An 18,312-nucleotide genomic window follows, 5' to 3' on the forward strand; every position below is an offset into this window, starting at 1 on the left:
AATGTTGTGTACCTGGATGGTGCAACACCCAAAGTATGGAAGCCAATGTTGTGTATTTGGAGCGGCCAAACGGCCGCTTCTCACAAGCGTAAGGCCAAGACGTAGCCGACCGCGCAGGAAACGTGCCCCCTCTGGCCCGTGCTCCGGCGATGAAGGCCCAGGCACGTCGGCTGGGCCTTTTTCTCTGAACCCCGCGATTTGGGAACCGAATCCGCTAGCCCGCCCACGCGGCTAGACTTGGTCAGAAATTGCTCATCGAGATGTTGACCCCCGATCAGATTGAGACTTTGCTCGGCGCCGAGGCTCGGAAGAGAGTCGAAAGGAAGCGGCGCGGCGGAGACAGTGCCGACAAGGGGGCTGCCTACGAGCGCGAATACGCCCTGATGCGTATCGTTCAGCTAGCTGGGGAATGTCTGATGTCGAACGACGACGGGACAGGAATTCGCCTGCAAGCACAAGCGCTTTGCTTCATCGATGATTTTCTCGTCCATCGTCCGGACCGCTCGATCTTCTCGCAGCTGAAAGATAAGCTGAGCCAAGGTTGGGTTGGTCTGGACGAAGATTGCCGCTCACAGCGTTCGTGCAACGAAGCAGCCGGTATCACTGGGTCCATCGAGATCGTTGTTTCCAGAGCTAACGTGGCCGCTGGACTAGACGAAAGCCGCCCAGATGACCTAGGCGACGTGGGCGTGATTCATTTCGAGCCCCCTTTTCCGGGCTACTATGAAGCGGTACGCGTTATGCTGGAACCATTTGACACCCCCAACGCAAGGAGGGACAGTCGCGGCCACATCCTGGCAGCCTGGGAAGACCTTGGTCGCGATGCGACGCTTGCCCAGATACTGCAGCGCGCAAGCAATTTCTCATCAGGGACCCTTCGGACACTTGAGCCGGAATTTCCGCTTGCCGAGGACATTCGCAATGTTCTCGATCAGATACCCGACTTTGACTACCGGATCCGCTCGAGAACGTTCATCTATGACTTTTCCGCTGGGCGAGGCCATGTTCCCTATGAATGCGGCACTAAACGGTGGAAATATTTCGAGAACCGATTGAAGCTTTCTCCGCCATCAGATTTCCTTGAGTTCTTCGCACTGATGAGGGACACGCAATGACGAGTCGTAGGCGATATCTCGGCGTAGCTACGAACGACGTCATCGAGCCGCTTGCAGCGCTGATGGAGGCGAGCACACCGCCCGCTGCCTACCGAGACGCGTTGCAGCACCTAGGCGACTGCCTCGCGAACCGGATGTCACAATCTGTCGACCTCAAGGGCAAAGTCGTTTTGGTCGTCGCTGGGGTGGAGGACGTCGACTCATTGGGAAGCGGATTTATCGAGGTCATGGCTAAGGCGGGCGCGGATGTCCGACTAACTTGCTTGTGGATGGACCGTAAGACGTTAAAGGTCCCGTATCGCGAGGAAGTCGCTAATATCATTCAGGAGTACATGGACCCCATCCCCCCACACGTCGACCACTTCGTAGTTCTGAAGAGCATCGTTTCTAGTTCGTGCACCATCCGGACAAGCCTTCTGAGAATGCTTGACGAGACAGATCCGGGGCGTATCCACGTCGCATCGCCAGTGATGCTCAAGGGCGCGCGGAAGCGGCTCGAGGCTGAGTTTCCTGCTTCGGTTGGAGACAAGTTTGAGTACTGGATTCTAGCCGTAGATGCGCAAGCGGATGAGAATGGTAACGTCATCCCAGGTATCGGCGGCAGTGTCTATCAGCGGATGGGGTTTGACAGCCAGGATGACAAAAACTTTTATATGCCTGCGCTGGTCGCGGACCGGATTGTCAGCCGTCGAAAGCCTAGCGATCAGCCTTCGTTGTAGAATCTGAAGCACATACAAATCGTATCCCATGTCGAAAACGGTTTGTCGGCGCGGGAAGTCTCTCGGCTCCATTTCGGTCACTGCCAGCCATGCAGGCCATCAGGTAAGACGAACTGCGGGCGGGAAAACATTTCCCGAACCCGCTGAATTCCTATGAGAGCGATTCAAGTGCAGCGTGAACCCGGTCGGCAAGGCTTTCAGCTCCGGATGCGGCAATCCAGCTTTGCCAGGCCACGTGCGTTGCTCTGCCTTCCGCCAGGCGACCGGCGAACAAACCTTGAGCCACGGCCCTTGGCAAGGCTACAGCATCGTAGAACTCAAAATCCCTGGTCCAGCGTACGGCCGCAATCCAGTCGGCTTTCTCGAGATTGTGTGGCTTGAGCGATATTCGGGGAAAAGGTCCATCCGTGCCAAGCATGCGCGACTTTACCTCGATCTTTCCGTATAACGGCGAGATGACATCGCTTCCGCGATTGTTGCCTCCAACCACTTCTCCGTCGGTAGCAATGGCCACAACTAGCTCCGCAAGGAGCTGATGACTAATGCTGTCGTAGCGCTTGATGCAGTTCGCCGTTCTCAAGATGCTGTACATCTCCGCGGCGTCCTGGTGGGCATACTTCGCTTTCACTGGCTGCTCCGTGTAACCTCTTGGGCAGTCGAGCTACTAGTCGAGGATTGCGCCAAGCTATCCGCATCCCTGCCGTTACCTCCCGTGTCGCGTCCGAAGTGCCCGAAACGCGCTCGAGCAAATGAGTATTAACGTACGCTTCTATCGTTGATTGCACCACATCGGGAAGTTAGGAAGACGGATGCTTGAAAAGGAGAATTTGCTTTGGCCGACGAGACTTTCAATCTGATCGAACTGACCGCCGACATCGTTTCCGCCTACGTCAGTAAGAACGCGGTACCGGTGGCTTCTATGCCGGAACTGATTTCCATCGTGAATTCGTCACTCTCGAAAATTGGCCAGCCGATAGAACCCGAGAAGCCGGCCCAAGATCCAGCAGTCAATCCGAAGAGGTCAGTGTTTCCTGACTACATTATTTGCCTCGAGGACGGAAAGAAATTCAAATCCCTGAAGCGTCATCTCGGCGTCCACTACGGACTGACTCCGGATGAATACCGCGAGAAGTGGGGATTACGGGCGGACTACCCTATGGTAGCGCCGAACTATTCGGCTTCGCGGTCGGAATTAGCCAAGTCTATGGGTCTTGGTCGGAAGGCCCCTGCCAAGGCTGCAAAAAAGTCGGCACGGCAGAAGGCTCGCCAATAGCTTGAGATTTGAGGCGACTGAGAGAGGACATCGATGGAAAGGGCTTCACGCTTATTTGCCGCAGCTTTCCGCAGTTTTGCGCTAGCCGCCCTCCTTCCCGTGACGGTGGCTCGCGCCGATTGGCAATTCACCAGATGGGGGCAGTCGCCAGACGAGGTTTTGAAATCGAGCAAGATCGCATTGAGCCAATCGACGCCGGAGGACCAAGCTGGGCATGCTATCCCGCTAATCCGCGGCGCCGCGCTTCTGAATGGCATCTACGCCGCTCCGGAATTCAGGGCCCCGGTCTGGCTATACTTTGCCGACAACAAGTTAAGCGGTGTCTACCTTGAGATTGCCGATGGCGAAACCGCTTCGCTCATCGGAGGCCGACTTTCGAATCAATACGGAGCGCCAGCCGAGAAGAACGATGGCTCCCAAGGTGACTGCAAGTATTCAGCCAAGACATGGAACGACGCGGACCGAGGAAACCGGGTGCATTTCTCGTGGGACGTTTGCGACAGCGGCTTCCATAATTTCGTACTGATCTACACCCCGATCGAACAACCAGACAGCGGACTCTAGAACAACGATCAAGCCGAAGCAGCCGCCGGCATCGCCATCTACGGCCGCTTCCAGGGCTTCAGCTGCCTGATGTCGCTGATGCACGATGCGTCAAGCAGCATAGCTTTACGTCAAACCTCAAAGAGAAGATGGCGACTGTTTCCTCCCTTGGACTCGGAACACGGCAACTGAGTAATCGGCCTGCCCTGACGGCGGCCGTTTACGGATGACGTCGACCAAGTTCTCGATGTGATCGCTGCCTCCACCTCGATCAACCAGATCAAGGACCATCAGAGCGCAGAACCTCACGCTTGTCCGCTGATAGGAAACCGTCTGAAGGCCAAACTCGTCGACCAATTGTGCGAGGGTCAGATGCGTGTGGGTCTTCTTCAGCTCGGCGACGGTTTTCACTCCTGCCTGCTGGAAGTGAACATCCGCCCGCCCGTGCGCTATGCCCGGAACTTCGCGCTGTGCGCATTCCTTCAGTGGCGTGCCCTGCAGGAATCCGAAATAGTCGCGGTGGAGGTCGCTTTCGACGGGAGGCTCCTTGCGGCTGAGGTTGAAGAGGTAATCGACGCCGGACACCGCTGCGGGTGTCTGGTTTTCCCGAGACGACACGAAAAGCAGCGTGTAGTACAGGATAAGCAGGAAGAACCGGGCTGCGGCTCCCTGATAGTCTGGATTTCCGAACAGCTTCGAATGCAGGACCTCAAGGATTCTGATCGTGACCGGATCGGTATAAAGGAGAAAGTCCGCCGACATGGAAGCCGCTAGAACCTTGGCCGCCTGCCCTCTCAGTGCGAGTGGAACGTGATCTTCCGACAGGATTTCGGCGGCGGTCGCTGCGGCGGCCACCGCCTCAATAGGGTTTCGCCGGAGACTTGCCTCCATTGCATGTTGGATTTGTGTCCTCATCCCCGCAATCGCGGCAGCAGAGCCCTCTTGGGGATTATCCTCGAGCCACTGGTCAAGACAAGCGAGGCGCGAGCGCTCTTCCCGCATCGCTGCGACGATCCGCGGCCGGACCACTGCTTCCACGCCACCGTCAGCAGACCTCTTCAGGATCAGCTTGCTCGCGCAGAACACGCGCGCAAGCTCGTCTTCGATGACCCGAGCGGCATCAAGCCAGGCTTTTTTCAGCAGGCTCAAGTCTAGCGCGGCGAGCCGCGCGCCTAGCTCTGACCAAAAAATGCCTTCCATGATGGACGAGCCCAACCAGCTAGTCCGATCGATCCGACGGTTCGACGGCATCAGGATCGCCATGTACTCGAAAGCGGACGTCCTAATCGACGCGAGCCGATCCTGAAGTCCCTGGCTGTGGTTCCCCTGTTGGAAATCCAGGAGCACGTCGAGGCAGGATGAGTAAAGCGCGGCATCGTATCTCACTTCTGCCGCAGCCATCGCCTGCTTCATTCGCTGGCTCGCCTTTGACAGGGACGAGATCGCTGTTTCGCGGTTGCCGTCACCGAGTGCGTCTGCGATATGAAGCAGTCCCAGCGCAACCAACGCCTCGTCCTCGGCTTCCGGCACATCGAGAAGCAATTCCAGCTGCCTGTAGAGATCGGCATCGGATACATGGGCGAGGACTACGCCCTGGATCCGCGCGACATGGCGCAAGTAATCGCCCTCGTCATCTGCGGTCACATCAAGCAAGTGAGACTGCAGGGCGCGAAGCAGCGCCGGGCGGCCTTGAGCGACAAACATCGCGCCAAGCAGGGCGTGAGATCTCGTGCCAGAATAACGGGATCTATCGGCAGACTGGGCGATGAAAGCCCTCAGAAGGGACCGCGCGAATCTGTCACTAAGCGGGACTGTCGGTAGCAGCCTTACCGTTTCGGCCATGACTCCGGGATCGGCCGTATGAGCGACCAGGTCTGTGGCAGCTGACGCGCCGTCACCCGTTCCTGCTCTTCCAAGCGCCTGGAAGAACTCTACCGCTTCCGGCATGTCTACTATGTCCGCAGCGGCACGTGAAAGCGCATCGGCCGACAGGCTGCGTAGGTCTAGCGGCTCGCCGCGGCGGCAGGCATCCACGAAGCGACGGGCAAGTTCATCCATGTCCATTCTATCCTAGAAAAGCTCGGCACTCCCGATAGCTTCCCTACGGTGACTGAAATCCACCACGGCGTCGAGTTCGGGTCGTTTGACCGCGCCCACGATGACCTGGACTCCCGGCATTTCCGCCACCACTTCGCCTACGGCGCGGACGAGCTGGGAGAAGTCCTTGGCGCTCATTTCTGGCGCGGCGGGGGAATCCAGCACCAGCATTCCTGGATGACGGCCGAACCCGCGGGCCTGAGCGACCTTCAGTGTGGCCAGGGAAGCGGCCAGCCGCATGCGAAGATTCTCACCCACGTTCAGGCCGCCAAACGTATTGTCCGTGCCTCCCTGGCGGATATCCATGCGGTGGGGTTTGAAGGAAAGCGTCTCGAGGTTAGCCACTCCGAATTTTTCGGCGAGCTTGAAGGTTTCGCCTTCGACGTCTTTCATGATTGCAGCCTGCATGTCCTCCATCATTCGTTTGGTAAGGTCGGTCGCGGCCTCTAGGATCCGTTGGGTAGCTAAATCGGCATCGCTGATCGTTTCCTGGTCATCGCCCTCCCGCTGAAGTTCCTCCAGACGGCCCTCGATGACCGCGATATCGAGTGCCAACTGGCTCGAAACGTCCTCCTTCGACAGCTGACGTTCCGTCTCCTTTAGAAGACGCAATGCCTTTTCCCGAATTGCCTCTGCGTCTGTAAGTGACTTCTCCCCCTTCGCCATCGCTGCTGAGGCAGATTTCCACGCTGCGTCGGCATCCTTCGCCGCTGTCTCCATCGCGGTCAGATTTGCCGCATCGTCATCGTCACCATGCACCTCGCTGCTCCCGCAGAGGCCACAGGCTTCGGCTTCGACTGCCTCGAACCTACCGGGCTGGAAGCCGCTCTCGCACGCGGGGCAGCAGACAGGCCTAAGCTTTCTGAACACATAGCCAGCCGCCGCCTCGTCCTTGGCCTGCTGCAGCAATCTTCTCGTCTCGGTATGGACAGCTGCGGCATTCATCGCGCGAGTGCGCAGCTGTTCGAGACTGTTTCTCGTCCCTGTGACGGCTGCCTGGGCGGTGGCGACTTCGCCATCGAGGCGGTCGAGGTCGAGCCTCAACCCGGACCTGTCCGGCAGCTTCGCCGCCTCGCCTTTCTTCTTCGCCAGCAGATCAGTTAGTTCTTTGAGGCGCGCGGCGATTCGGGATTTCTCGGCCGTCGATGCTCGCCGCTTCCTGTCGGATACGTCCTTGGTCCGTTTGAGCGCGCTCGCCAAGGCCGTGTAGGTCGAGACCCAGGGAAGTCCAATGAACATCTGGATGAGTCTCAGAGGAAGGCCGTCCTCCATGTTCTCGCCGAAAATCGCCTTGCTGGGACCCGTGATGAAAAGGGCCGCTGACATGGCTGGCCATCCATGCTCTACGACTGACCCGCTCGCGGACTTGTACGCATGGAACCGTTCGAATCCGAGTTCTTCCATGAAGAGGTCCGCCACAGCACCAGTGAGCCCCTCACCTGCGGAACCCGAGTAGAGTGCAACCTCGGCAGTCCCGTCCCTACGCATAAGCAACGCCTTGCCCTGCTTTTCATCCGTCTCGCCTACTTCCTTGAGGATGCGAACCTCGTACTGCACGTCGTCGATGCTGAATCCGACGCTGGCGGAATCGATCCAACTCCAGATGTCTTTCTTTATTCGGCCTGGGAATCTGCCTTGGAGCGCGGCACGGACCAACAGCAGGATGCTCGACTTGCCTTTCGAGTTCCCCTCTGAAAGCAACGCCCATAGGCCCGGGCCCAATCCGGACCACTCGAACAGGAATCTGTCCTCCGATCGAAGTGTCTTCTTCTGGCCTTCGATCCTTATCGATGTAGCGGTGACCGTACGCGCCCGCGGCAGGATAGGCTGCGCCCGAACACCGAACTCCTCAAGCACGTTGGAGACGGCCTCAGCAGTCGCGCCCGCGTCTTCCGCGATCCTTCCAAGCCATTGGGCCGTTCCGGTCGGCAGGTTGTCCTCGCTCATGCTTTCGCTCCCGTAGTGCCAGCGATTCTGCGCAGCACGCGTTCCTTAATGGAGGGGATCGCCTCACCGAACGGCGTGCCGGCATACTCCTCCTCGGCGTAGTGGATGTCCTTCAGCGCGGTTCCGCTCTTGTTCTGGGCGACCTTGAGTGCCCGAGTGGTTTGGCGCTCATACCAGGCCAGGCCAGGCTGCTCCGACAGCGCCTCTGCGAGGAAGTTCCGGGCCAGTGGACCTGTAAGATATTCGTACATGTAGCCGCCGTTCGGCAGCTTGCGCCTCATCGACTTCGCGAGGCCGCGGAAACCCAGTATTGCAAGCGACGTCTGTAGGTCGTCGTAGGCGCCGCGACGCCAACGAACCATCTTCACCAAACGGAGGTCTGGCTCTTCCTCCCGCAAAATTTCGGCAGCTGCGTCGAACAGCGTACCGTCTCCGGTGGACTTGTGCAGGTCCAGTAACTGCTCGGCTAGGTAGTCCGGGTAGCGCAGCCAGAAGTCGATCGCGAGTGCGCGCTTCTCGCCGAGAAAAACTCGGTCCCAGCCGTCCTGTGGCGTCTCCATTGGAATGCTGCCGCGCACGAGAATGAACAGCAGCCGCAACGCGTCTCTGAACGCGTGGCCGACTTCTTCGCGAGGATCAGTCGGACCGGCCTGTTCTTCCTGCATGCTCCCCCCTCGACGAAACGAGCCGCCGCAATTCTGCTGCGAATGTCGCCAATCGACCTTCGGCGCTGATCTGAACCAGTTCGTTCAGGCCGCTGCGGCTCGAAAAGTGGCCTTCGTCATAAGCGCAGATCGGAATCTGCCTGTTATCCCTGAAGCGCCTGTCCGGTCCCCCATTCCGGTTGGGGTGTAGCCACGTATGCCCCACCACCCTCGCATCGGATGGAACCCGTCCGTCTTCAACGAACCTTGTGCTCTGGACATCCAATTGAAGCTCACCGTATTCGACCGCGCCAACCTTTGCATTGTCCACGACCAGAATCCGATCAGGGAAGAAGTGAAGCACCTGCTTTCCTACAGGGATAGATGGAACGTCGATGTTCGACTTCACGACGCCCGGGCTGGAGAGAGCCAGCCGGATGTTGCTGCGATTTTGGATCCGCGTCGCGCCGCCGTTGCGCTTCCAATTGCGATCGTTTCCCTCGGCTGCGACGTGCCATATAGAATCTGTTCCGATCAGGCGTTCAAACGACGCAACAAACCCTTGATATCGCTCCAAAACGTCGGGTTCAAAGTCGTATAGAAGGACAACCGAACGCCGGATTTTGTCCAAGTAGGAGCCGACAATCATGGCAAACACGGTGAGAACAACACCACCCGCAGCAATGGATTTGAGACTTGCCAGGAGCAAAACCGCGACAACCAACGCTCCGACTATGAAGGCAACCATACTTAGACGGATTCTGGAATGTTTGCCGTTAATTTCGGCTAGGAGGGACGCCGCTGACTCCGGAACCATATCGAGTACGGAACCGCTCTCGATCTCATGCATCGCGACTTCATCGTGGTGATGGCGTGGAGTCGGCCCCGGTAGGCTGCTCATGGAAACCGGCACTGACTTTCGAACAGGCCGAACCGAAGGCAAAGTGGCTCGGTAGTAGAAGCCATTTCTTCCAGCATGGATGTAGTTGCCGCGAGGTCCGCTTCCGACCCTGAGTCCCGGTATGCCTACTGACGCTCCGATTCCGGATTTCGACAAATTAAAACGGAACGGTCCGACTGAAACCGATTTTCGAATATAGAATCTCACGATACGCCCCCCCGGCACTCGTTCCTAATAGCATTGACTTCTAACTGTTTAGCCAAAGATCCTTCAACTGATATTCCGGATCGACTATATGGCTCGCATTCGATTTTTGTTGTTCTCCAATTTTTCTCCCCAGTCCACCCAGGGGTGCTGTGGGCTAGCAAGGAGTTTTCTCCAGACCTCGCCTGACTCAGCTGCATTCGCACCCTTGGGAATGTCGACAAGAAAAGGCATAGATCATTCTGCGGCAGGGCACTCCAGCACGACTGGAACACGGCTTTGCACTGCGTGACCGCAGAAAAGCGCGATCTAGATCGCTTATCAAAGCCGATTTAAGAGAAAACCAATGACCTGCCAGTAGGCGTGTCCCGAAAGGAACAACGCTTGGCCCATGTCACCTACGCTATCGGGGATGTTCACGGCCGTGCCGATCTTCTCGAATCCTTGCTAGCCGCGATCGCAGAAGATGCAGATGCGTCCGGTGCCGAACCTCGAGTGCTGTTCCTCGGCGATATCGTCGACCGCGGTCCCTGCAGCCGTGAAGCGATGGATCTCGTTTGCGACACCCTCGCCCGGTGGCCGCGGTCACGGCTGATCCGGGGCAACCACGACGCCTACTTCCTAGACTTCATGACCGCCGACCAGGTTGACGAGGATAGGTTCGGGAGATGGCTGCGGCGGATCGGCGGCTACCAGACTATGGAGTCCTATGGCCTCCTGTCTGCTGGCAGCATCCGGGACGCAGCCGACAGGTTTCGAGCAGACCACGCTAGCCACCTGCAGGCGCTGAAAGATGCCTCACCGATCGTCGTCGACGATCGCTTCGCTTATGTTCACGCAGGAATCGATCCGTCCCGTCCCGTCGGCGACCAGGACCCAAAGGACCTGATGATGATCCGGGACAGGTTCCTCGATCATGAGGGGCAGCTGTCGCACATCATCGTGCACGGCCACACCCCGACGTCGGACAGCATGCCGGACTCGAGGCCATACCGGATCGCCATAGACACGGGTGCCTATGCCTCCGGCAGACTGACCTGCCTAGCGATATCCGCCGATGAACGGAACCTTCACTTCCTGTTTGCTACGGCTTCGGGCGGAAGCATCAAGGTCACGCGGGACAGGCAGACGAATGACCGATTTTATCCAGCTGAAAGCGAAATATCCGGACCTCATTCCGACGACGATGACATTCCAATGCGGTGTCGGGTGGGAACGGGTTCTGGATCAATATTTCGGTGAGATAGCCCAGGCGTTACCTGCGGGCACTCGACTGAACCTCGATCGGGTTTACGAGAAATACGGGAGTTTGAGGATCGACGCTACGGCAGCGGGCACCGTTACTCCCGAGATCCGCCTGGCATTGGACAAGTCGGAGATTCTCGCGGATTCGCGCTCCTGCCGATTTTGCGAGGCTTGCGGCAAGCCGGGAAGTCTTCGCAACAAGCGAATGTTATACGTCGCATGTGCAGACCATGCTGACGGAGCGGCGGCCCTGCCGCCAGATGAGGGCGGGATCAGACTGGACGGAATTGCCTACGAATACGATGAAGAGGCCGACGATCTGGTCGTTGTCGAAGTGGATGGGGAAGTCGACTAGAGCCATTCGGACTGTTGGCATCGCCTCGAGAGGCATCCGACCTTTCGGCCCGTCTGCAACGCGACCGACAAATCGGCTCTTCCACCGATCGCAACCGCAACCGTTCGCTGAATCCTATCTGTGGCTGAAAACCGATTGACGTCTCGGGCGCTACCGGTGACCGTTCTAATAGTCGTCAGTGTCGAATGCTCACGAGGATTCGTTACGACCTCGTCGTGGCACGACGTTTTTTGAACTTTAGGCGGGAATTTGGAGTTCCCCGTGCCTATGGCATCATCGCCACCACTCGCATCACCGATGATCGGATGCTTAAGCTGTTCGCAGAAGCGACCGACCGCGAGATGAGGCTTGGCGACCTGTCTGCGCGCGCTAAGGTCCAGACGGTTGAGGCGTTCATCAGCTATCTGACCAAGCAAGCTCGAGCTATCGCAAAGGGGCGGGCCGTGCTTTTGACCTGACTGACCAGCATTCTGGCACAGCTTACGTACTCAGAACCATGACCAGGGCAGTATCTCGCTTCAACACGGGTCCGCTGCTGACAAGGTCCATGTGATCGATCCGCTTGATTAAATCCCGGAAGCTTGGCAGGTATGGACGACTTTCCTGCTGCTTGGGATCAGATCACGTCCTTCGAACATGCGCACCATCGGCGGCAGTAATGGCACCGCTTGCAGCTCTGACCGAACTCGATGTGCTCGGCCTACGGGTCCGGAACGGTTAGTAGCTCCTGGCCCCCGGGGCGGGACCCTGGGTTTAGCATTGCTGCTTCCTGATGAACCGCATGTGAGGTATTTACTCGACCTGCGGAAGTTCGCCAATCCCCATCTTCCAGTAGGCACTCGTGACCACATTCCTGCTTAAACTGAATTGTGAACTTCATCTTGGCGGCGCGGTTCCTCGACCAGTCGAGGCAGCGCAGTGGGAGGGAGTACGAGTGATAATGCCGCATCCGTCGCGCATTTCTGGTGGCCCGGGAAGCCACGTGTCGAATGGAGATACATTAGTCGTGTGGGCACACGAAGACCCCAATTTTGGCAGCGGGTTGGGTCTGACGGCAGAAGGGGTGGCTCATGACGTCGGACGGGGAGCAGATGGCACGACAGCAACTTTAACAGGTGTTCGCCTATTGAAACCACACTTTCAGCTTCGGGGTCGCGCGGAGATAGACACTGGCAGTCGGGTGATAGACCATTTGCGGCGCCTCCGTCACCTGCGAACATACGAACTAGAAAGCGAAGAGCTTGCCGAATTCAGGCGCGTCGTGAACGACTTCATTGGACGACAGGAGGCGCTACTTTCCTCAATTAAGACGCAATACATGACCGATGAAGAAAAGGCATTGGAGCTGGATCGGGCGACGATACTCGATGGTTTTCAGCGGCGTTTCACGAAGCAAGAGGCGCGGCCAGAGCAGTACAAATTTCGCGCTGATCTCCTTAGGCTCTATGGCAAGTGCCTCTTGACAAACTGCCGCGTGGAGGCAGTCTTGCAAGCCGCTCACATCATCCCCTTCTCAGAGAGCGTGAGCTATCGCAATGATACGAGCAACGGTCTCATTCTCCGCGCCGACATCCATGCGCTGTTTGACAAATTCCTTATAGCCATTCACCCGCTGCGGAACGAAGTGGTCGTAGCGCCAGTACTTTGCGGGACGACATACGAAAAGCTTGCAGGACGCGCGGTCAAACACCGAGCGGCTGTCGACTTCGTTAGATACCACTACACGTTCTTCCGGGCGGCATTCCAACAGGGCTGAACTTCGAGGCAATTAGGCCCGTCCTTGCCCGGCGGCTCGACTCGCAAATCCATTCCACGGATTACAACTGCCTGCAAGCTGCCGCATATTCGTCACTTGCCAATTCCCATTTCGGCCATATCCGAGGAGCCAGAGAGCGTCCGCTACTCTGTTGCCACAAGCTGCCGATCTGCAACCGACCCCACAATGGTGGGGGGCAGGCCCGCAAAGCCTGAATAGCAATCAGGCTGCCCCGCGGCACACCGTCTCTTCCTTGAGCGATCGGACAGGCAGAGGCCGAAGGAGTCGCCTTCGGGCTTGGTTAGATCGATCCACTCTGGCCAATCCTGCGGCTTCGGGACCACTATCTGGCGATCTTCAGACGGCCCGATGCCGGATCCCGTGCCGTCGTCAGCATGGTGAAGTCGGGCGGCTCACTGTCCGTACCGTCCCACCGGATTCCGGCGATGCATATGAGGGTTGTCGACCAGCAGCGTCTCAGATGCCGCCCGGGCTGGCGGAAGCGGATCGTGTTCACCGCTCTGGTGCTGTTCATCGAACGCCTTCAACAGGGCCAAGGACTCCGCAAATGCCATGGGCCCGTTAACTACCGGACTCTCGTTTATAGCGATTGCCACCCTTCGGTGACGTTCTTCCAGATAGGCTTCTTCGCGTAACTTCATTCGCGCGCGAACTTCCGCCATTAGCTGCCGCGCATTGCTCATCTGCTGCCCTGTCCCATATCGTGATCGTCAAGTATATTGAGCATGGAAAGATGAATACCCGGTTGCCGGGGGCCGCTGCTGAGTCAGCTCGCATGGACTGTTCGTGAAACGGATTTAAGAGAAAACCAATGACCGGCGGGTAGGCGTGTCCCGAATGGAACGACGCTTGCCCCATATTACCTACGCCATCGGTGCCGTTCACGGCCGTGCCGATCTCCTGGAATCCTTGCTAGCCTCGATCGCAGGAGATGCAGATGCGTCCGGAGCCGAACCTCGAGCACTGTTCCTTGGCGATATCAGCTGCGGTTGGGTCGGTGCCTCAGGAACGTCGCCCATGCGGCCAATTGCGGTCAGCGACGGCAATCCCTGAAGGCAACAAATGATAGGAACAGAACGCCTTCTTTCGTGTCCTCCCAGCGCAGTTGATCTTCCTGCTCAGGCAGCAGCTTTCTCTCTAACATCACGGTTCATCGGTGGTCTGCAGGATGACACACTCGTGGTCCATGAAATTAGTTCGTGCTTGCGAGCCGACCTGCATTGCGCTTGCCGGATGTCCGGCATGGTGCGACGATCGCGGCGTTCGCCTATATAGGGGGCAACCTTTCAATCAGACGCCGAGCAAACTCACGTGGACAACTTGCAGATTATCGACCTTGGTGAATGGGCCGAGGATGATTTCTCTGGACGGTGCGCACGTGCGGGCATGACCCGCAACAAGTCGCGACAGGACCGGACCGGATGGGACTATATCGTCGAATTTCGCGCGCGCGCGATTAAAGGCATTCCCGCCGACTTGCAGCCGGTCGACATGTCGGCGCGCGCTCAAGTGAAGTCGAAGGAAAAGGGTAAGCCGTTCGTCGATCTGAAGCTCAGCAATGTACTACGCTTTGCCAAGGATCCTATGCCGTGTTTCCTGGTCCTGTACCAGGCCACTGATGGCGGGGAGCCGGTGCGGATTTTCGCGCGACACTTCTGGACCGACGAAATCGCGCTGGCGCTTCGCCGAGCGCGCAAGGCCCATGGCGAGGGTCGCGAGGATCTGCACAAGCTCACCGTGCGTTACAGTTTCTCGGACACCGACGAGCATACGGGCGACCTGATCACCTGGATGGACTCGATCGTGTCCGGCAGATCCCGTTACGCCGAGGAAAAGCAGGCGCTTGTGCGCTCGCTCGGGTTCGAGGATGGTGGTATCCACGGCAGCCTGAGCTTCGCGGCCGAGGATCTCCAAGCGCTGATCGACCATCAGATCGGCCTCCGCGAAGAAGCACCTCCGGTCACCGTCACGATCAAGCAGCGGCGCTTCGGGATCGACGCGAAGACGCCGCTCTTCTCCGGCATGCCCGACATCGCGCATCTTCGGTCGCATCCGGTGCCGGCGCGCGTCCGAGTCAGACACCCCGAGGGCGCCGATATCTGGCTCGACGGCAAACTGTTCCTCCCGGCAGTGCCTGCGCCTCAGGAATTGATGAAACTGCGGGTGGTAGCGGACTTTCTTGAGATCGTCGTTACCGGTAGCAACAAGGGCAAGCTGACCTTCGATCTCGATCCCGACCGCAAGCGCGGCCTTACCTCGCATCGTGCCCTGATTGAAATCATGCGACTCGCCGCAGAGGGGCCACTCAAGCTAATGGTGGCGAGCGAGGGCTATCCGAACATTCTGACCCAGGTCGAGTTGCCTGGGATCGAGGTGGATGATGCGCTTCAACAATTCTCGAATGTGATCGCCTGCTTTGAGAAGGCCAGCGCCGGCGTCCTCCCACCCGACCTCGCCGTGTCAAAACGGGATATCGACATCGCCTGGAATGCCATCGTCGACTTCAATGGCATGGTCGCCGGCACCGACTTCAGCGGCGCCTTCGAGTTGACGGAAGCGCTAAAAGACAAAGTGTCAGTGCCTACTGCCACCTTCTTCTTCGACTATGTCGAGGTCGGGGACTTTGTGTTCGGCGCGGTGGTCCGGCGCGCGGTCGAAGAATTCGAGCTCAAGGGAACAACCGGGCGAATTTCACTCGGCTCAGCCAAAGTCGTCGAGGCGCTGGTGCGTCGTGCCAGCGGCCAGAAGATCTTTGCCGAGCTCTACGAGCTCTACCGCCAAGCGTTCGAGCCCGAGAAGAAGATGGCGTTCGAGATGTTTGGCGGCAGCTACCGAGGTTTGCTGAACATGAGCGGCAAGAGCGCGGTAGCGAACGCTCCTGCCAAGTCCGATGGTGTCGACTTGCACCGCCAATCGGCCGCAGAATAGCGTGCATAGAGGTCGGTGCCGATCGTTTTCACGAACACGCGCTCGGTACTGAACCGTTCCGGTTCAAAAGACGAAGCGCGACGCCATGAACCTGGCCACTATTCTCGCTCTCAGCCATCTCGTGGCGGAACGGGGGGAAAGGCAGTCGGCGAACTCGCCGAGCGTGTGGAATTGCCGCGCTGCGGGGGACAGTGAAATACCATGCAGGGCGATGGTGAAAATCCGACCCGCACCGCGCCCTTGCCGTTCTGTGGCTCGAAGGGGCGACTGTTTCGCGCAATGTGAGTTGAAATGCGCAATGAACTTCATCGAGATATTCTCTTGAATATTGACATCCTCAGCACGCCGTTGGATCACTTGCTCTTCCGAGCGCCGGAGTGCACGCATGTCCGAAAAGAGGGAGAAATTCGTGAAGCTTGCCGAGGGTAGGACCCAGGCGGCTTTGGAGGCTGTCCGGAAAATCGGGAATCTTTCGAACCGGAGAGCCTACGAATTTGATGAGAGTGATGTGAAGAAAATTGTCAGGGCGCTTCGCGATGCAGCGTCAGATCTCGAACGGAAGTTCGGATCCACGTCGGCAGCCGAGAAGGATGTCTTCAAGCTATAGGGGTCTGTGCGATGAGCTTCGAACGCCTGACAATCCAGGACGATAAGTTTCTGATCAACCGCCTGATCGGTCAAGCGCCGCGAAATACGCTTGTCCGAGAGTTCTTCATGAACGCGCAGGAAAGTGCGGCACTGGCGCCCGAAGGTCATCGAACTGTGCATATCTACCCGTCGTTGGTCGGAGGTGTTCGGAAGTTGACGTTCTGGAACACCGGACCGGGAATGGATTCCGGGCAACTTCGGACGGCTACCAACATCTCTGCCTCGATCAACAAACAGATGTCGCTGAGTGAAAATTTCGGCATAGGCGCCAAGGTGTCCGGCCTGACAGTCTCGCCCGCAGGAATCCGCTATCGCTCCTGCAAGGCAGGCGTGGTTCACGAGGTTACAATAGGATTCGACGATGAAGCGGATACGTTTGTTCGATTTGCCTTCGAGGTCGAGGGGCGGCAGGAGACCGTCTTCGATGTCACCGAGGCGGTGCGGAAGACAGCCGATCTCTCACACGACTGGACGGAAGTCGTGCTCATGGGCGAGGACGACCTGCATGACACGGTGTCGGAGCCGATCGGCAGAGGAATCCGTGTCGATCGCAGCTATGTCGCAACACAGATCTTTCGGCGGTTCGCGGAGTTTCGTCCGGGGGTCAAAGTGACTTTGGACGTCGCCATGACAAAAGGAGGCGGCCGGGATGAAACAGGAAGGACTCGCACCCTTAAAACGCTGCAAGACGTGATCCCGCAACTTCCGAACGCTGAAACTGTCACCTGTCCTGAGACAGGTGTAAAAATTCAGTATGTGCACGACCCGAAGCACGCCAATTACAGCCACTCTATCAGCGCACTCAACAACCCAGCGACTTCATCGACGTCGTTCTGCTCACTTGTACATAAGGGTGAGCGATACGATTTCCGCACCGGACCGAAATGGTCGGCTATTGCCCCAAATTATGGGATACCTTTCGGCTCCACCGTCCTTACGGTCGAGATATACTTACCGGAGAATGCTGCTCTTCCAAACCAATATCGTGACGCCGTCACCTCCGTCGAGGCGAGAAATCCGATTGCGACCGACGACTATGCCGTGATGGTCCGCGAGCTGATGCCCGAATGGGTGAAAGACGTGATCAGAAAGGCGCACCCTCCGAGGGACGAGAACCTCGACGATCTGCAGAAAGACCTTCAGAAGCTACTTGACGAGTTCCGCTTACCGACCTCGACCTACGTGAAGTCGCTCAACACTCCCCAGCGCACCGAGGATAGTGATGTCGGTCTCGACGAGGCTCGCGCGGCTGACATCGATTCGATCGACGACGAGGAGGATCGCTTCCTTCGCGGCGAACGGAGGTCCGGCCAGAGGGCGACGGAGAAGAAGATCCGGAAGGCCCCAGAGGGCGCGAAGCTTTCCAAGGAGGCGCAGGCACTTGAGCGTGTCCCTACGATCGAGATACTGGACGATGCTGCGGAGATCGACGGGAAGCAGATGAAGGGTCGTGCCGGCCGCTTTTATAAGGATGCGCAGACGCTTTTCATCAACGGCCTTTATTCCGCGGTCGACAGGATGACTTCGGAGCTAGAAGTACACTTCGCAGGGCAAGCAGAAGGCGAGGCGCTTCGCAGCATCATCCTCAGGGCGGCACAGCGATCTATGGCATTTCGCGTGGGCAAAGCTACCTGCTACGCGATTAGCAAACGGTTGGTTGATGGATGGTCACTCGAAGATCTCGAAAGGGCGACCTCCCCCGAGTCACTATCTCTAGCGGCGGATGACTATCGTCAGAGTATCACTGCGGCACGGAAGTGGATCAGCGCCGAGCTCAAGGCGCATGGATTTGCCGCGGCGGAGCCAGAGCCGGCGTAGGGGACCCTATTTCGACCATTGCCGACCTTAAGCTAGTGGTCAAAAGCGGCCTTCGCAGAGGCTGACCGGCTTTTCCAAGCACATTGAGGCGCATGTTC

The 18,312-nt window shown here is 58.0% G+C and carries 17 protein-coding genes; 11 read left to right on the forward strand and 6 right to left on the reverse strand.

The window, feature by feature from the left end; translation table 11 throughout:
• Positions 1 to 248: 248 nt before the first annotated feature.
• Together EN804_RS03120 and EN804_RS03125 are read left to right on the forward strand one after the other, a co-directional pair.
• Positions 249 to 1,115 carry a hypothetical protein gene (locus EN804_RS03120; protein WP_135900551.1) on the forward strand — a complete coding sequence of 289 codons (867 nt, stop codon included), beginning with the start codon at positions 249 to 251 and terminating at the stop codon, positions 1,113 to 1,115.
• Positions 1,112 to 1,834, forward strand: a complete 723-nt coding sequence (locus EN804_RS03125) for a hypothetical protein (protein ID WP_135900552.1) — start codon at positions 1,112 to 1,114, stop codon at positions 1,832 to 1,834. Before EN804_RS03120 ends, EN804_RS03125 begins: the two co-directional genes overlap by 4 nt.
• A gap of 151 nt (positions 1,835 to 1,985) precedes the next feature.
• On the opposite strand, the gene EN804_RS03130 is transcribed toward EN804_RS03125, so the two are convergent.
• Positions 1,986 to 2,462: a hypothetical protein gene (locus tag EN804_RS03130; RefSeq protein WP_135900553.1), complete on the reverse strand. Its 477-nt coding sequence runs from the start codon at positions 2,460 to 2,462 to the stop codon at positions 1,986 to 1,988.
• 204 nt (positions 2,463 to 2,666) lie between these two features.
• Between EN804_RS03130 and EN804_RS03135 the strand changes: the two genes are divergently transcribed.
• Positions 2,667 to 3,107: a MucR family transcriptional regulator gene (locus tag EN804_RS03135; protein WP_135900554.1), complete on the forward strand. Its 441-nt coding sequence runs from the start codon at positions 2,667 to 2,669 to the stop codon at positions 3,105 to 3,107.
• 33 nt (positions 3,108 to 3,140) lie between these two features.
• Positions 3,141 to 3,671, forward strand: coding sequence for a hypothetical protein (locus EN804_RS03140; RefSeq protein ID WP_135900555.1), 531 nt, complete (start codon positions 3,141 to 3,143; stop codon positions 3,669 to 3,671).
• A gap of 117 nt (positions 3,672 to 3,788) precedes the next feature.
• On the opposite strand, the gene EN804_RS03145 is transcribed toward EN804_RS03140, so the two are convergent.
• Genes EN804_RS03145 through EN804_RS03160 form a run of 4 tightly spaced genes read right to left on the reverse strand, consistent with a single transcriptional unit; the run spans position 3,789 to position 9,188 of the window.
• A complete protein-coding gene (locus tag EN804_RS03145; RefSeq protein WP_135900556.1) occupies positions 3,789 to 5,708 on the reverse strand; it encodes a hypothetical protein in 1,920 nt (639 codons plus the stop codon).
• A gap of 12 nt (positions 5,709 to 5,720) precedes the next feature.
• Positions 5,721 to 7,694 carry a hypothetical protein gene (locus EN804_RS03150; RefSeq protein ID WP_135900557.1) on the reverse strand — a complete coding sequence of 658 codons (1,974 nt, stop codon included), beginning with the start codon at positions 7,692 to 7,694 and terminating at the stop codon, positions 5,721 to 5,723.
• Positions 7,691 to 8,359, reverse strand: a complete 669-nt coding sequence (locus EN804_RS03155; RefSeq protein WP_135900558.1) for a hypothetical protein — start codon at positions 8,357 to 8,359, stop codon at positions 7,691 to 7,693. The genes EN804_RS03150 and EN804_RS03155 overlap by 4 nt, the downstream gene beginning before the upstream one ends.
• A complete protein-coding gene (locus EN804_RS03160) occupies positions 8,331 to 9,188 on the reverse strand; it encodes a hypothetical protein (RefSeq protein WP_246693352.1) in 858 nt (285 codons plus the stop codon). Before EN804_RS03160 ends, EN804_RS03155 begins: the two co-directional genes overlap by 29 nt.
• Positions 9,189 to 9,827: 639 nt before the next feature.
• On the opposite strand from EN804_RS03160, the gene EN804_RS03165 reads away from it, so the two are divergent.
• From EN804_RS03165 to EN804_RS37075, 4 genes are all read left to right on the forward strand, one after another.
• Entirely contained in the window at positions 9,828 to 10,685 is an 858-nt protein-coding gene (locus EN804_RS03165) for a metallophosphoesterase (RefSeq protein ID WP_167508514.1), read from the forward strand.
• A 67-nt stretch (positions 10,686 to 10,752) separates the two neighbouring features.
• On the forward strand, positions 10,753 to 11,043 hold the full coding sequence (locus EN804_RS03170; protein WP_135900561.1) for a hypothetical protein: 291 nt from the start codon (positions 10,753 to 10,755) through the stop codon (positions 11,041 to 11,043).
• A 215-nt stretch (positions 11,044 to 11,258) separates the two neighbouring features.
• Positions 11,259 to 11,501 carry a hypothetical protein gene (locus tag EN804_RS03175; RefSeq protein ID WP_135900562.1) on the forward strand — a complete coding sequence of 81 codons (243 nt, stop codon included), beginning with the start codon at positions 11,259 to 11,261 and terminating at the stop codon, positions 11,499 to 11,501.
• Between the two features lie 860 nt (positions 11,502 to 12,361).
• The gene (locus tag EN804_RS37075) at positions 12,362 to 12,799 is read left to right on the forward strand and encodes an HNH endonuclease signature motif containing protein (RefSeq protein ID WP_189524431.1); all 438 of its coding nucleotides are present in this window, start codon (positions 12,362 to 12,364) and stop codon (positions 12,797 to 12,799) included.
• A 343-nt stretch (positions 12,800 to 13,142) separates the two neighbouring features.
• On the opposite strand, the gene EN804_RS03185 is transcribed toward EN804_RS37075, so the two are convergent.
• Complete coding sequence (locus EN804_RS03185) at positions 13,143 to 13,334, reverse strand: hypothetical protein (RefSeq protein ID WP_135900564.1); 192 nt, start codon at positions 13,332 to 13,334, stop codon at positions 13,143 to 13,145.
• Between the two features lie 797 nt (positions 13,335 to 14,131).
• On the opposite strand from EN804_RS03185, the gene EN804_RS03190 reads away from it, so the two are divergent.
• The 3 genes from EN804_RS03190 (at position 14,132) to EN804_RS03200 (ending at position 18,214) form a co-directional block, all read left to right on the forward strand.
• Positions 14,132 to 15,748: a hypothetical protein gene (locus EN804_RS03190; protein ID WP_135900565.1), complete on the forward strand. Its 1,617-nt coding sequence runs from the start codon at positions 14,132 to 14,134 to the stop codon at positions 15,746 to 15,748.
• 385 nt (positions 15,749 to 16,133) lie between these two features.
• Positions 16,134 to 16,355, forward strand: a complete 222-nt coding sequence (locus EN804_RS03195) for a hypothetical protein (RefSeq protein WP_135900566.1) — start codon at positions 16,134 to 16,136, stop codon at positions 16,353 to 16,355.
• Between the two features lie 11 nt (positions 16,356 to 16,366).
• Positions 16,367 to 18,214, forward strand: coding sequence for a hypothetical protein (locus tag EN804_RS03200; RefSeq protein ID WP_135900567.1), 1,848 nt, complete (start codon positions 16,367 to 16,369; stop codon positions 18,212 to 18,214).
• The last annotated feature ends 98 nt before the right edge of the window (positions 18,215 to 18,312 follow it).

Origin of the sequence: Mesorhizobium sp. M8A.F.Ca.ET.161.01.1.1 (assembly GCF_004792105.1) — a bacterium.
Classification (GTDB): Bacteria; Pseudomonadota; Alphaproteobacteria; order Rhizobiales; family Rhizobiaceae; genus Mesorhizobium.

Bases quoted from the DNA above. Each gene is read 5' to 3' on its own strand.
- EN804_RS03150 (WP_135900557.1), bottom strand. From the start codon at position 7,694: ATGAGCGAGGACAACCTGCCGACCGGAACGGCCCAATGGCTTGGAAGG.
- EN804_RS03155 (WP_135900558.1), bottom strand. From the start codon at position 8,359: ATGCAGGAAGAACAGGCCGGTCCGACTGATCCTCGCGAAGAAGTCGGC.
- EN804_RS37075 (WP_189524431.1), top strand. From the start codon at position 12,362: ATGACCGATGAAGAAAAGGCATTGGAGCTGGATCGGGCGACGATACTC.
- EN804_RS03160 (WP_246693352.1), bottom strand. From the start codon at position 9,188: ATGCATGAGATCGAGAGCGGTTCCGTACTCGATATGGTTCCGGAGTCA.
- EN804_RS03185 (WP_135900564.1), bottom strand. From the start codon at position 13,334: ATGAACAGCACCAGAGCGGTGAACACGATCCGCTTCCGCCAGCCCGGG.
- EN804_RS03195 (WP_135900566.1), top strand. From the start codon at position 16,134: ATGTCCGAAAAGAGGGAGAAATTCGTGAAGCTTGCCGAGGGTAGGACC.
- EN804_RS03145 (WP_135900556.1), bottom strand. From the start codon at position 5,708: ATGGATGAACTTGCCCGTCGCTTCGTGGATGCCTGCCGCCGCGGCGAG.
- EN804_RS03140 (WP_135900555.1), top strand. From the start codon at position 3,141: ATGGAAAGGGCTTCACGCTTATTTGCCGCAGCTTTCCGCAGTTTTGCG.
- EN804_RS03200 (WP_135900567.1), top strand. From the start codon at position 16,367: ATGAGCTTCGAACGCCTGACAATCCAGGACGATAAGTTTCTGATCAAC.
- EN804_RS03125 (WP_135900552.1), top strand. From the start codon at position 1,112: ATGACGAGTCGTAGGCGATATCTCGGCGTAGCTACGAACGACGTCATC.